This window comes from Lacticaseibacillus sp. 22, from assembly GCF_055413445.1.
In genome coordinates this window covers 59,931-72,689 of the sequence record NZ_JBVAYD010000012.1, presented here as the reverse complement: position 1 = coordinate 72,689, position 12,759 = coordinate 59,931, and the positions used below count along the sequence as shown (strand labels likewise).

Here is a 12,759-nt window from a genome sequence, read left to right as displayed (position 1 = left end):
GTTTCTAAGCGCGTCGGTTCACGCTCATAAACGCGTTCGCCGGCGCAGAAGTCTGCGTGTAAGGACCTCAGCCGCAATGGCCAAAACCCGGCCATCACGGCTAAGGCCACTTACACTCCGACTTCTGAACGCGCCGGCTCACGCTCATAAACGCGATCGCCAGCCCAGAAACCTGCACATAAGGACCTTGAGCGCAATGACCAAAACCCGGTCATCACGCTCAAGGCCACTTATGCTCCGGTTTCTAACCGGGCTGGCTCACGCTCTGTTCTGGACAAAATGTTTGCGCTTTTTATAAAGTCTGGTACGATGACAATGTATCAATTAATTAGATGAACCTTCACAAAGGGGAGCCATTGGCTGAGAGCGGGGAGACCCGGACCCTTCGAACCTGTTCGTTAGTGCGAGCGTAGGGATTTGTGAATGTCGGAAACGACCTTCTTTGTGAGTGGGGATTCACTGGGAGGCTTTTTTTATGCAACAACATAAGCGTCTGGTTGTGATTTTGGAAACAGCGATTATTGCGGCGTTTGCAATGGCGTTGACTTATATTCCGCATACAACCGGTGTTTCGGCGATTGAATTGAACTATGGGTTGATTCCGATCGCGGTTTTGGCGATGCGGCGTGGGGCAATTCCTGCAGCGTGGGCCGGGTTTGTATGGGGGATTCTTGATTTGATCCTCCGCGGCCTTAGTGGTGGCAGTGTTTTGAATCCGGTTCAAGGCTTTTTGGAATATCCAATTGCCTTTACGCTGGTTGGCTTGATGGGCTTGACTTTTGCATCATTTCAAAAGGCTGTCCGCGGCGGTGAGAAGGTAAAAGCTAGCGGCTATGCTTTTGCTGGCATTATTGTCGGAACTTTTGCTAAGTACTTCATTCATTTCATCGCCGGAGTTGTTTTTTGGGGCAGTTACGCGCCAAAAGGCATGAATGTGTGGATTTATTCACTGATCGTCAACGGTGGATCGGCTTTGTTCAGCACCGTTTTGGCAATCGTGGTTGTTGGTATTTTACTCACGGTGGCGCCACAACTGTTTATAGCAAAGGATGGTAAATCACTTTCCACTAAAGCAGCCTAAAACAATTAGTTTGTTAAGGCGCTGTCGAGGGATAAGTGTGCTCTCAAAATAAGTTAGCTTTAGAGATGAGATTGTCTCTAAGGCTATTTTTTTGCTTTAAAAAGCTGGAGTTCTCGACCGGGTTTGAGCAAAATACGAACATTAAAACGAATAATATGCTTTATAGTTCTATTTTAGTGTTGAATGTTGCTGCTTAACGTGCTATTCTCAAAACATCTTAAAGAAAGCAGGGGACGAGATGCAAAAAGTAGCCGTGGTCATGGGATCAAGTTCAGATTGGCCGACCATGCGACAAGTTGCCACACAGTTAGAGGCGCTTGATATTCCTTATGAAAAGCACGTGATATCAGCTCATCGGATGCCGGACCAGCTGGCGGCATTTGGCAAACATGCTGCTAATCAAGGTTTTGGCGTGATTATTGCGGGTGCAGGTGGTGCTGCCCATTTACCGGGAATGTTAGCGGCTAACACGCTGCTACCGGTCATTGGTGTTCCAATCAAAACACGAACATTAAATGGCGTTGACAGCTTGTTGTCGATTGTGCAAATGCCAGGAGGTGTGCCAGTTGGAACGATGGCAATAGGTGATGCCGGCGCTGTGAACGCTGCTTTGTACGCGGCATCAATCCTCGCTTTGCAAAGTCCTGAATTAGCTCAGCGGCTGGCGGCTTTCCGTCAGGCCCAAACACAACGGGCTGAAGAAAGTGAGGCCACACTTAATGATTGATGTGGTTACCTCACCTGCCACGATTGGGATTATTGGTGGCGGTCAGCTTGGACGTATGTTAACCCAAAGTGCCAAGACAATGGGCTATCGAGTTGGCATTTTGGAACCGACGCCGAATTCACCAGCCGGTCAGGTAGCAGACTTTCAAATCACGGCACCATACAACGATCAAGCAGCACTGACAAAGTTGGCTAAAGAATCGGATGTTTTAACCTATGAGTTTGAAAATGTTGATTTAGCAGCTTTGGAAGCAGTACGTGATTTAACCCGAATCCCTCAAGGAACAGCTATTCTTGCAACAACCCGCGATCGCATTAAGGAAAAAACATTCCTGCAGACGCATGGTGTACCGGTCACCCCCTTTGCGGCAGTTGATCGGCCTGAGGCGTTGACAGCGGCCATTGAGAAAATCGGCTTGCCGAGCATCTTAAAAACTACGACTGGCGGTTATGACGGTCATGGTCAGCAAGACATCAACACCATGGCTGATGTACCCGCAGCCGAGCAGTTGCTAGCCCACGGTCCCTGCATTTTGGAAAAACGCCAACAGTTTGACCGGGAAGCTTCAGTGATGATCACCCGCGATGGCCGCGATCAAGTACGGGTATTCCCGATTGTTGAAAATCGCCACAAGAACCACATCTTGCATCTCACACTGGCACCGGCACCTCATATCTCACCGGTTTTGGCTGAAAAGATTGATGATCTGGCGACTAAAATCGCACTTGGACTCGATTTACGCGGAGTTCTTGGGGTCGAACTCTTTCTCGAAGGTGACAATGTCGTTGCAAATGAATTGGCACCACGCCCACATAACTCTGGCCACTATTCGATTGAAGCTTGCAACTTTTCCCAGTTTGACGCTCATATTTTAAGTATCTGCGGACTACCGATTCCGCCGATTACCTTAAAACAGCCAGCGGTGATGCGAAACCTGCTTGGCGATGATCTCACCCAAGCCAAGGCAAAATGGCCGCAACATCCAGAATGGCACATGCACGATTATGGAAAAGCCGAGATCCGTCCTGGCCGTAAAATGGGCCACATCACGGTGACCGATGAGCGCGATGTTATGGACATACTTAAACAAATGGAGGCAGCATGGTGAAAAAGACCACATTACTATATACCGGCAAGGCCAAGCAGGTTTTCGCGACAGATGATCCGGATGTTTTATGGATGACCTATACGAATCAGGCCACAGCATTAAACGGCGAGAAAAAGGCGCAGATTGCTCACAAAGGTGAATTGAATCGCGCTATCTCGACCTTGTTGTTTAAAGAATTGACGGCAGCCGGAATTCCTACGCATTATATTGATTCTCCCGATGCCACCACCATGATTGTTAAAAAGGCGACCATGCTGCCGTTAGAAGTCGTGGTGCGCAATTACGCGTCCGGACATTTTGTGACTAAGTTCAATGTCAAGCCGATGATGAAGCTTGATCCGCCAATTCATGAATATTATTACAAGTCGGATGAATTAGGCGATCCGTTCATGAACGAAGCTCAGATTTTTGCTTTACACGAAGCGACCCCGGAACAGCTCAAACAAGTTCGGGCTTTGACTGATCGCGTGAATGCTTATCTGACCAAGCGTTTTGATGAGGTCGGGATCACGTTGGTTGATTTTAAGCTTGAATATGGCACGTTAACGGATGGTACTTTGGTCTTAGCCGATGAATTGTCGCCGGATAATTTCCGTCTGGTTGATCAAAAGACCGGTGATTCGCTTGATAAAGATGTTTTCCGCCAAGCGCGCGGTCCCTTAACCCCTGTTTATGAAGAAGTGCTTTCCAGATTACAAGAAAAAGGAGCGGCTCATGTTTAAAGCTAAAGTTTATGTGACGTACAAACCCTCTGTATTAGACCCAAAGGCAGAAGTTATCAAGACTGCTTTAACCCGCATGGATTATCACAATGTAGGCGACGTGTTATACGGCAAATACTTTGAATTAAAGCTAACTGGCACCAAAGAAGCGGTAGAAAAGCAGGTCGACACGATTTGCGATCAGTTGCTTGCCAATGTCAACATGGAAACTTATCGCTTTGAATTAGAACCCATTACGGAGGATGAGGCATGAAAGCGGCCGTTATTTCTTTTCCCGGATCTAATTGTGACTTGGATTTACAGTGGGCCGTTCAGACCATTGCCGGTGCTGAGTGCGAGCTGATCAAGCCGAGTCAAACCGATTTAAGTCGTTATGATGTGGTGATGGTGCCAGGTGGTTTTTCTTACGGCGACTATTTACGTAGCGGTGCGATTGCCCGGTTTTCGCCAGTGATGACGGCGTTGAAAGCTTTTGCCGAAGCAGGTGGCTATGTGCTGGGCATTTGTAATGGCTTTCAGATTCTGACGGAAGCGGGTTTGTTGCCGGGCGCTTTGCAATGGAATCGGGATTTGAACTTCATTTGCGAACCGGTGACGTTGCTTGTCGATCGCGCGGATACAGCATTTTCCAATCAATATCAGGTTGGTGAACAACTGACATTGCCGATTGCACATGGTGAAGGAAATTATTACGCTGATCCCAAGACGCTGGCAGCTTTGGAAGCCAATGGTCAGGTCGTTTTCCGGTATGCTGACAATCCCAATGGCAGTCTTCATGATATTGCCGGGGTGACGAACGAAGCCGGTAATGTTTTAGGCATGATGCCGCATCCGGAACGCGCCGTTGAAGCACTACTTGGCGGTACGGATGGCCTAGGCGTTTTCAAGTCATTGATGCAACAAACGAAAGGGGTCCATGTCCGTGACGCACGTTGAGATGAGTCCAGAAGCCATCGCTGAAAAGAAACCGTATTTGGCTTTGGGATTGACGGAAGATGAGTATCACCGGTTTGCTGAGTTGATTGGTCATCAGCCAAATGATACCGAAATCGGATTAGCAAGCGGCATGTGGAGTGAACACTGTGCGTATAAATACAGTAAACCGATTTTGCGCCAGTTCTGGACCAAAAATGACCGCGTTTTGATGGGACCTGGCGAAGGTGCCGGTGTAATTGATATCGGCGAAGGCAAGGCAGTGGTATTCAAAGCCGAAAGTCATAACCATCCGTCCGCGGTTGAACCTTATGAAGGCGCAGCGACGGGTGTGGGCGGCATTATCCGGGACATTTTCTCAATTGGGGCTAAGCCGGTTGCCATGCTGGATTCATTGGCGTTTGGTGATCTCAACCTCCCGCACACGCAGCATTTAGTTGATCGCATCGTGGCCGGTATCGGTGGTTATGGGAACGCAATCGGCATTCCCACGGTCGGCGGAGAAACCAATTTTGATCATACCTATGCCCGCAATCCGCTGGTCAATGCGATGTGTGTCGGCATTATGGATAAGGATCAGATCCAAAAAGGCAAAGCGGCGGGAGTCGGTAATGCGCTGATTTATGTCGGTGCCAAAACCGGGCGTGATGGTATCAATGGTGCCAGTTTTGCATCCGGTGATTTTTCCGATGAAGAGGCGGCTGATCGTTCGGCGGTTCAGGTAGGCGACCCATTCATGGAGAAGCTGTTGATGGATGCGTGTCTGGAAATTACGCAGGATCATCAGCAGGCGCTAGTCGGTATTCAGGACATGGGCGCGGCTGGTTTAGTGTCTTCCAGCGTTGAAATGGCTGGCAAGGCGAATAGCGGTATGGAAATGGATCTTGACTTAATTCCGCAGCGTGAAGCCAATATGACACCATTTGAAATCATGTTATCAGAATCACAGGAACGGATGTTGCTGTGTGTGCGGGCCGGTTTTGAACAGGAAGTCCTTGATGTTTTTGCAGCGTATGATTTGGACGCTGCAGTTGTGGGACATGTGATTGAAGGCCATCAATATCGGCTTTATCATCACGGCAAATTGGTTTGCGATGTTCCGGTCAGTTCATTGACTGATGATGCACCGATTTATGAGCAAGTCGGTAAAATGCCAGCGCGCTTAGCTGAACCGGCACCTGATTTTGACCCGATCGTGACCGATCCGGTGGCGACTTGGAAAGCCATGATGGGCACGCCGACGATTGCGGATAAGTCCTCATTGTATCGGCGTTATGATGCACAAGTCCAAACGAATACGGTTGTCTTGCCTGGTAGCGATGCCGCGGTGATTCGCATTCGCGGGACCCATCGCGCTCTTGCCATGACTACCGATAGCAAAGGCCGTTATCTGTATTTGGATCCAAAAGTCGGTGCGGCCATGAGTGTTGCCGAAGCGGCGCGCAATCTGGCGGCCAGCGGTGCGGAACCTTTAGGGATTACCGACTGCCTGAATTTTGGGGATCCAACCAAGCCGGAAGCGTTTTATGAACTTGCCGAAGCGGCTAAAGGCATCATTGCTGCAACTAAAGCCTTTAACGCGCCGGTGATTTCCGGAAATGTTTCGCTTTATAACGAGACTAATGGCAAAGCAATCTATCCAACGCCGATGATTGGGATGGTGGGGCTGATTGAAGATCTCAGCACCATTACCACGGCGAATTTCAAACATGCAGATGATTTGCTTTATCTTGTCGGCGAAACCCATGGCGATTTCAATGGCAGCGAATTACAGAAATTGCAAACCGGTGAAGTTGCCGGGCGGTTATTCGACTTTGATCTCGATGCGGAAAAGGCCAATCAGCAATTTGTATTAACGGCGATTCGGCAACACTTTGTGACAGCAGCCCACGATTTAAGCGATGGCGGCTTGTTAGTGGCGTTGGCTGAAATGGGCTTTACGAACCAGCTGGGCGCGCAAGTTAAGGTCGATTTGCCGACGAGTTGGGGCTTTTCCGAGACTCAAGGGCGCTTCTTAGTTACCGTTGCTCCCGAAGATCAAGCAGCGTTTGAGGCGCTGAATGGACCGGCTGAGTTAATCGGGCGGGTACAAGCAGCCCCGCAATTTGACGTCACCACGGTTAGTCATCAATTTTCGATTCCGCTTGAAGAATTGCAAACTGCATTTGAGGAGGCACTCCCATGCTATCTGAACCAAAAGGCTTAAATGAAGAATGCGGTGTTTTTGGTATTTGGGGCAATCCCAATGCTGCGAGCATTACCCATCTGGGCTTGCATACGTTGCAACATCGCGGGCAAGAAGGGGCCGGAATTGTCGGCTTAACTAAAGATGGTATGCGGCGCCATTATGGTCTGGGCTTGCTCAGTGAAGTGTTCACCAATACCGATCAATTGACACCGTTGATGGGGCGGGCAGCTTTGGGTCACGTGCGCTACTCGACAGCAGGTGGCCGGGTCTTGGAAAATATTCAGCCATTGCTTTTTCGGTTTTCCGATGAAGCCATTGCATTAGCGCATAACGGCAATTTAACCAACGCCATCAGTCTGCGGCGTGAGTTAGAAAGTCAAGGGGCGATTTTCCAATCCACCTCGGACACTGAGGTTTTAATGCATTTGATTCGGCGTCAGGTTGGCCAACCGTGGCTGGTTCAACTTAAAAAGGCACTGAATGAGGTTCACGGCGGGTTCGCCTTTGTCTTGTTAACCGAGCATGGCTTATACGCAGCGGTTGATCCGCATGGTTTCCGGCCAATGGTGGTTGGGATCATGCCAGATGGCGGCTATATTGTTTGTAGCGAAACCGCGGCGTTGGATGCAGTAGGGGCTGATTTTGTCCGTGACGTCCAACCCGGTGAGCTGATTACGATCGATGACGATGGCTTGCATTTGGATCACTTCACCACCAACACATCGTTAGCGGTTTGCTCGATGGAGTATATCTATTTTGCCCGTCCGGATTCAGACATCCACGGCATCAATGTTCACCAGGCGCGGGTGCGGATGGGTGAGCGGTTGGCAAGGGAACAGCCGGCAGATGCGGATATTGTCGTTGGGGTGCCCAACTCATCCCTGTCAGCAGCAATTGGTTATGCCAAAGCCAGCGGAATTCCTTATGAAATGGGCTTGGTGAAGAGTCAGTACGTTGCTCGGACATTTATCCAACCCACGCAGGCGTTACGCGAAAAAAGCGTCAAAATGAAACTCAGTGTGATCAAACCGGTTGTTGCCGGAAAACGCATTGTGTTAGTTGATGACTCGATTGTTCGCGGCACGACTTCTAAACAAATTGTTAAATTGTTAAAAGAAGCCGGCGCCGCTGAAGTGCATTTGCGAATTGCCAGCCCGCCGTTGCGCTTTCCTTGCTTTTATGGGATTGATTTTCAGACAACCAGTGAATTATTTGCGGCTAATCATAGCGTACCGGAAATGCGTGATTTACTGGATGTCGAATCGCTAGGTTTTCTTTCGACGCAAGGATTGGAAGACAGCGTGGGATTGCCAACGACGGCTCCTAATGGCGGTTTATGTGTCGCCTACTTTACAGGCAAATATCCAACTGCTCTTGATGATTATGCACCGGCGTTAAATAAGGAAGTCGCATCACTCAAAGTTAATGTAGCGGAGGTTAGCGCATGACAGATTATAAGGATGCCGGCGTCGACATTGAAGCCGGCGATGCAGCCGTAAAACGTATTGCGACGTTAGCCAAAGAAACAGCCAATGACAATGTTTTGGCCAGTGTTGGCGGTTTTGCTGCCGCTTATCGGTTGCCATCCGTGCCGCAGCCAACCTTGATTAGTGCAACAGACGGGGTTGGTACCAAACTGTTGTTGGCACTGCAATGTGATGCGCATGAAACGGTGGGGATTGATTTGGTCGCAATGGTGGCCAATGATTTGCTCGCATCCGGTGCCCAGCCATTGTTTTTCCTTGATTATATGGCCGTTGATCATCTTGATGTGACCCGGGCCGAGGCGGTTGTTCGTGGGATTGCTTATGGCTGTCAGCAGGCGGAAATGGCGTTGATCGGTGGGGAAACCGCTGAGATGCCGGATATGTACCCACAAAATCATTATGATCTGGCCGGGTTTGCGGTTGGTTTGGTTTCCGAACCGAATCGTTTACCTAAGGACGTGGCTGCTGGTGATGTCTTGATTGGCTTGCCAAGTTCAGGCGTACACAGCAATGGTTACTCGCTGGTGCGTAAATTGTTAGCTGAAACCGATCTGGGCAGTCAGACACTTGAAGACGGATCGGAAGTGATGCAAGCGTTGATGCGGCCAACTAGAATTTACGTTAAGCAGGTGCTGCCGCTCATGCAACAAGGTTTGATCCACGCCGCAGCGCATATTACCGGCGGCGGTATTACCGAGAACCTGCCGCGGGTGATACCGGCAGGATTGTGTGCGCAGATTAACCCCCAGGCATGGCATCGACCGGAGTTATTTGATCGCCTGCAATATGCCGGGCATTTGAGTGAAACCACGATGCGGACAACGTTTAACTTGGGCATCGGGATGATTTTGGTCGTCCCTGAACATGCAGCCACAACGATTCAGGCGGCGTTACCAAGCAGTAAAGTTATCGGTCGCGTGGTTGCTGATCCAAGCGCCAAAATACAATGGCAGGTGGCAAGCAAATGAAAAGTCTAGCTGTCTTTGCGTCCGGAAATGGCACAAATTTTGAAGCCTTGGCAAACGCCGCGCAGGCTGCAGACAGTCACTATCAAATTGCGGTCTTAGTCTGTGATCAAGTGCAAGCACCGGTGATTCAAAAAGCGGCTGCTCGTCATATTCCGACTTTAGTTGTGAACTTTAAGGACTATGCGAATAAAGCGGCGGCCGAAACTTATATTTTAAGCCAGTTGCCGCCTGTAGATGCATTGATTTTAGCGGGTTATATGCGGATCATCGGGCCAACCTTGCTAAATGCTTTTCCCAAGCGAATTATCAATTTGCATCCCGCGCTGCTGCCTAGTTTTCCCGGGCGGCAGGGCATTAAAGATGCATTTGATTATGGCGTCAAAGTGACCGGCGTGACGGTTCATTACGTAGATGCCGGAATCGACACCGGCGAAATCATCGCACAGGATCCGGTCCGCGTAAGCCCGGGGATGACGCTGGCACAATTAGAAGCAGCCATTCACCATCAGGAACATCAAACTTTTCCCGCAACTGTCAAGCAACTCATTGAAGAAGGAGCGATTTAAGTGAAGCGTGCATTATTAAGTGTCTCTGATAAAACTGGTTTGGTACCTTTTGCAAAAGGTCTGGTTGAACGCGGTTTTGAACTGATTTCAACCGGTGGTACCCATCGCGCACTGGCTGAAGCTGGGGTTGCGGTGACCGGCGTAGAAGCAGTAACCGGTTTTCCAGAAATGCTCGATGGTCGAGTTAAGACACTGCATCCTAAGATCCATGCCGGCATCTTGGCGCGGCGGGATGATCCTGCCCATATGCAGGCATTGGCAGATCATGATATTCAGCCAATTGATGTGGTTTGTGTCAATCTTTATCCGTTTGCCGCGACCATTCAGCGTGCGGGTGTGACGCGTGCCGAAGCGATTGAACAAATTGATATTGGTGGCCCGTCTGCGTTACGTGCGGCAGCTAAAAATAGTGACAGTGTCTGGGCCGTGGTTGATCCGGCAGATTATGCGGATGTTTTAGCCGGACTCGATCAAAATGATGCTGATTTACGGCAACGGTTGGCAGCCAAAGTCTTTTCCGTCACTGCCGCTTACGATGCTCAAATCGCCCATTACTTAGATCCAGAGCCATTTCCAGAGCAATTCACGCCAACTTATCACAAACGGCAGGACTTGCGTTACGGGGAAAACAGCCACCAACAAGCTGCCTTTTATGTTGAGCCGAATCCTGATCCAACCAGTCTTGCCGCTGCTAAGCAATTACACGGTAAAGAGCTTTCTTATAACAATATCAAGGATGCGGATGCAGCATTGGCAATGTTGCGGGAATTCAAACAACCGGCAGCCGTGGCCGTTAAACATATGAACCCATGCGGCATTGGCTTGGGCGATACGCTTGAAGCCGCTTGGGACAAGGCATATGCCGCCGATCCGATGTCCATTTTTGGCGGCATCATTGCTTTGAATCGGCGGGTTGATCTTGCCACTGCCGAGAAAATGCATAAACTTTTCCTTGAAATCATCATGGCACCGGCATTTGATGATGATGCCTATGAGATTCTGGCGAAGAAGAAAAATGTGCGCTTATTGACGATTAATACTGCTGATACGCCAGAAGAATTGGGAACAGAAACGACTTCAATTTATGGTGGGTTGTTGATTCAAACACGTGACGACAAAGCTGAGACACCAGCCGATATGACGGTGGTGACGGAGGTCAAGCCGACTGAAGCTCAACTTAAGGCATTGGCATTTGCGCAGACGGTGGTCAAACATGTTAAGAGTAATGCGATTGTCGTGGCACAGGCTGATCAGACGTTAGGGATTGGCGCCGGTCAAATGAATCGGATTGGCTCGGTTGAATTGGCGTTAACCCAAGCCCAGCAAAACGACAACTTTGCCGGTGCGGTCATGGCTAGCGATGCCTTTTTCCCGATGGATGATTGCGTGGATTACGCGGCTAAACATGATATTAAGGCGATTATTCAACCAGGCGGCAGCATTCGGGATAAGGATTCAATTGCGAAGGCCAATGAATATGGCATTGCGATGGTGACAACAGGGGTTCGGCATTTCCGGCATTAGGCGGGAGCCGGTTCACGTTCACCATAACGCGTTCTCCGGCGCAGGAGTCTGCGTGTAAGAACCTTGGGCGCAATGACCAAGCCCGGGTCATCACGTCCAAGGCCGCTTACACTCCGACTCCTAAGCGCGCCGGTTCACGCTCACTTTTTTAGGAGGTTTTTATGAAAAAAGTCCTGGTTATCGGTGGGGGTGCGCGTGAAAGTGCCCTTGCTTTGAAATTTAGTCAGTCGCCACAAGTGGATCATGTCTATGTGGCGCCGGGCAATCCGGCGATGGAGTTGCTTGGTGTTGAGCCGATTGGTATTAAAGAAAAAGAGGTCCCGGCTTTAATCAAGTTCGCGCAAACGCATCAGATTGATTTGACGTTTGTCGGTCCTGAAGTCCCCTTGGCAGCAGGGATTGTTGATGATTTTCAAGCAATCGGGTTGCCGATCTTTGGCGTCACGCAAAAATTAGCCCAACTTGAATCGAGTAAAACTTTCGCCAAAGCGTTTATGCATCGCCATCATTTACCAACCGCGGCCAGCAAGACGGTTCACAGTGCGATTGAAGCACATGCCGAAGCAACTTTGATGGGTTTACCGCTTGTTCTGAAAAAAGATGGCTTGGCCGCTGGTAAAGGTGTTGTCATTGCCAATGATGCAGCGACACTTGATGATACGATCGAACAGTTTTACGCCGGCCACCCGGATGCCACGGTTTTGCTTGAGGAATATCTCGCTGGCGAAGAAGCTTCCGTCATGGCACTTTTTAATGACCAAAAGCGCGTGATCTTGCCGTTGTCCCAGGATCACAAACGGCGCCACGCTGCTGATCGTGGACCTAACACAGGTGGAATGGGTGCGATTAGTCCGTTGCCACAATTTAAGCCCGATCAAGTCCAGGCGGCCCAGTCCTTGGTGGATGCCACATTGGCAGGCATGCACCAAGATGGTTTAAATGGACACGGGGTTATGTATATTGGGCTGATCTTCACTAAAGAGGGACCCAAGATTCTTGAATATAACATGCGTTTCGGTGATCCTGAAACTCAGGTATTATTGCCACAGATCGAAAATGACTTTTATCAGCTTGTGAGCGACTTGTTGGATGGCCAGCAGCCAACGCTGAAATTGAATGGCCAAGCCTATGCCTGTTTTGTCGCGGTAAATCCCGATTATCCGCGGGCAAATCTGAAAACCGTTCCCGTCATTGTGCCAACAAATTGGCCAATCGGTACTTGGCTGCCAGCAGGGGTAGAGCGAACCGACAATGGTTGGATCAGTGACGCCGGGAGAATTTTTTCGGTTGTTGCTGGGGCTGTTACCTTACCTGAGGCAGTTGCCAAAGCCAAGCATGACTTGGAAAGTATTCAAGGGGTGCTGGATTATCGGACCGATATCGGCTTTCATGCCTTGAAGGGATAACTGCCGCTAGTTTTATGTAAAAAGCAAATAAACAAGCACCGAAGACCAA

Annotated in this window: 12 protein-coding genes and 1 riboswitch; all 12 genes read left to right on the top strand. The window is 49.6% G+C overall.

Annotated elements, in window-relative coordinates; genetic code table 11:
- Positions 1-336 precede the first annotated feature (336 nt).
- A riboswitch (TPP riboswitch) is annotated at positions 337-434 on the top strand.
- 41 nt (positions 435-475) lie between these two features.
- Entirely contained in the window at positions 476-1,081 is a 606-nt protein-coding gene (gene thiT / locus ACWP87_RS07575) for an energy-coupled thiamine transporter ThiT (protein ID WP_014569766.1), read from the top strand.
- A 238-nt stretch (positions 1,082-1,319) separates the two neighbouring features.
- The gene (gene purE / locus ACWP87_RS07570; RefSeq protein WP_014569765.1) at positions 1,320-1,808 is read left to right on the top strand and encodes a 5-(carboxyamino)imidazole ribonucleotide mutase; all 489 of its coding nucleotides are present in this window, start codon (positions 1,320-1,322) and stop codon (positions 1,806-1,808) included.
- Positions 1,801-2,916, top strand: a complete 1,116-nt coding sequence (gene purK, locus ACWP87_RS07565; RefSeq protein WP_014569764.1) for a 5-(carboxyamino)imidazole ribonucleotide synthase — start codon at positions 1,801-1,803, stop codon at positions 2,914-2,916. The genes purE and purK overlap by 8 nt, the downstream gene beginning before the upstream one ends.
- Positions 2,910-3,638 carry a phosphoribosylaminoimidazolesuccinocarboxamide synthase gene (purC, locus tag ACWP87_RS07560; RefSeq protein WP_014569763.1) on the top strand — a complete coding sequence of 243 codons (729 nt, stop codon included), beginning with the start codon at positions 2,910-2,912 and terminating at the stop codon, positions 3,636-3,638. The genes purK and purC overlap by 7 nt, the downstream gene beginning before the upstream one ends.
- Positions 3,631-3,891 carry a phosphoribosylformylglycinamidine synthase subunit PurS gene (purS, locus tag ACWP87_RS07555; protein WP_014569762.1) on the top strand — a complete coding sequence of 87 codons (261 nt, stop codon included), beginning with the start codon at positions 3,631-3,633 and terminating at the stop codon, positions 3,889-3,891. The genes purC and purS overlap by 8 nt, the downstream gene beginning before the upstream one ends.
- A complete protein-coding gene (gene purQ / locus ACWP87_RS07550) occupies positions 3,888-4,574 on the top strand; it encodes a phosphoribosylformylglycinamidine synthase subunit PurQ (protein ID WP_005689854.1) in 687 nt (228 codons plus the stop codon). The genes purS and purQ overlap by 4 nt, the downstream gene beginning before the upstream one ends.
- Entirely contained in the window at positions 4,561-6,777 is a 2,217-nt protein-coding gene (gene purL / locus ACWP87_RS07545) for a phosphoribosylformylglycinamidine synthase subunit PurL (protein ID WP_014569761.1), read from the top strand. The genes purQ and purL overlap by 14 nt, the downstream gene beginning before the upstream one ends.
- Positions 6,753-8,207, top strand: a complete 1,455-nt coding sequence (gene purF / locus ACWP87_RS07540; RefSeq protein WP_014569760.1) for an amidophosphoribosyltransferase — start codon at positions 6,753-6,755, stop codon at positions 8,205-8,207. The genes purL and purF overlap by 25 nt, the downstream gene beginning before the upstream one ends.
- Positions 8,204-9,214: a phosphoribosylformylglycinamidine cyclo-ligase gene (purM, locus tag ACWP87_RS07535; protein WP_014569759.1), complete on the top strand. Its 1,011-nt coding sequence runs from the start codon at positions 8,204-8,206 to the stop codon at positions 9,212-9,214. Before purF ends, purM begins: the two co-directional genes overlap by 4 nt.
- The gene (gene purN / locus ACWP87_RS07530) at positions 9,211-9,780 is read left to right on the top strand and encodes a phosphoribosylglycinamide formyltransferase (RefSeq protein ID WP_005714027.1); all 570 of its coding nucleotides are present in this window, start codon (positions 9,211-9,213) and stop codon (positions 9,778-9,780) included. Before purM ends, purN begins: the two co-directional genes overlap by 4 nt.
- Positions 9,781-11,304, top strand: coding sequence for a bifunctional phosphoribosylaminoimidazolecarboxamide formyltransferase/IMP cyclohydrolase (gene purH, locus ACWP87_RS07525; protein ID WP_005689845.1), 1,524 nt, complete (start codon positions 9,781-9,783; stop codon positions 11,302-11,304). It begins immediately after the preceding gene.
- 161 nt (positions 11,305-11,465) lie between these two features.
- A complete protein-coding gene (gene purD, locus ACWP87_RS07520) occupies positions 11,466-12,710 on the top strand; it encodes a phosphoribosylamine--glycine ligase (RefSeq protein WP_014569758.1) in 1,245 nt (414 codons plus the stop codon).
- The last annotated feature ends 49 nt before the right edge of the window (positions 12,711-12,759 follow it).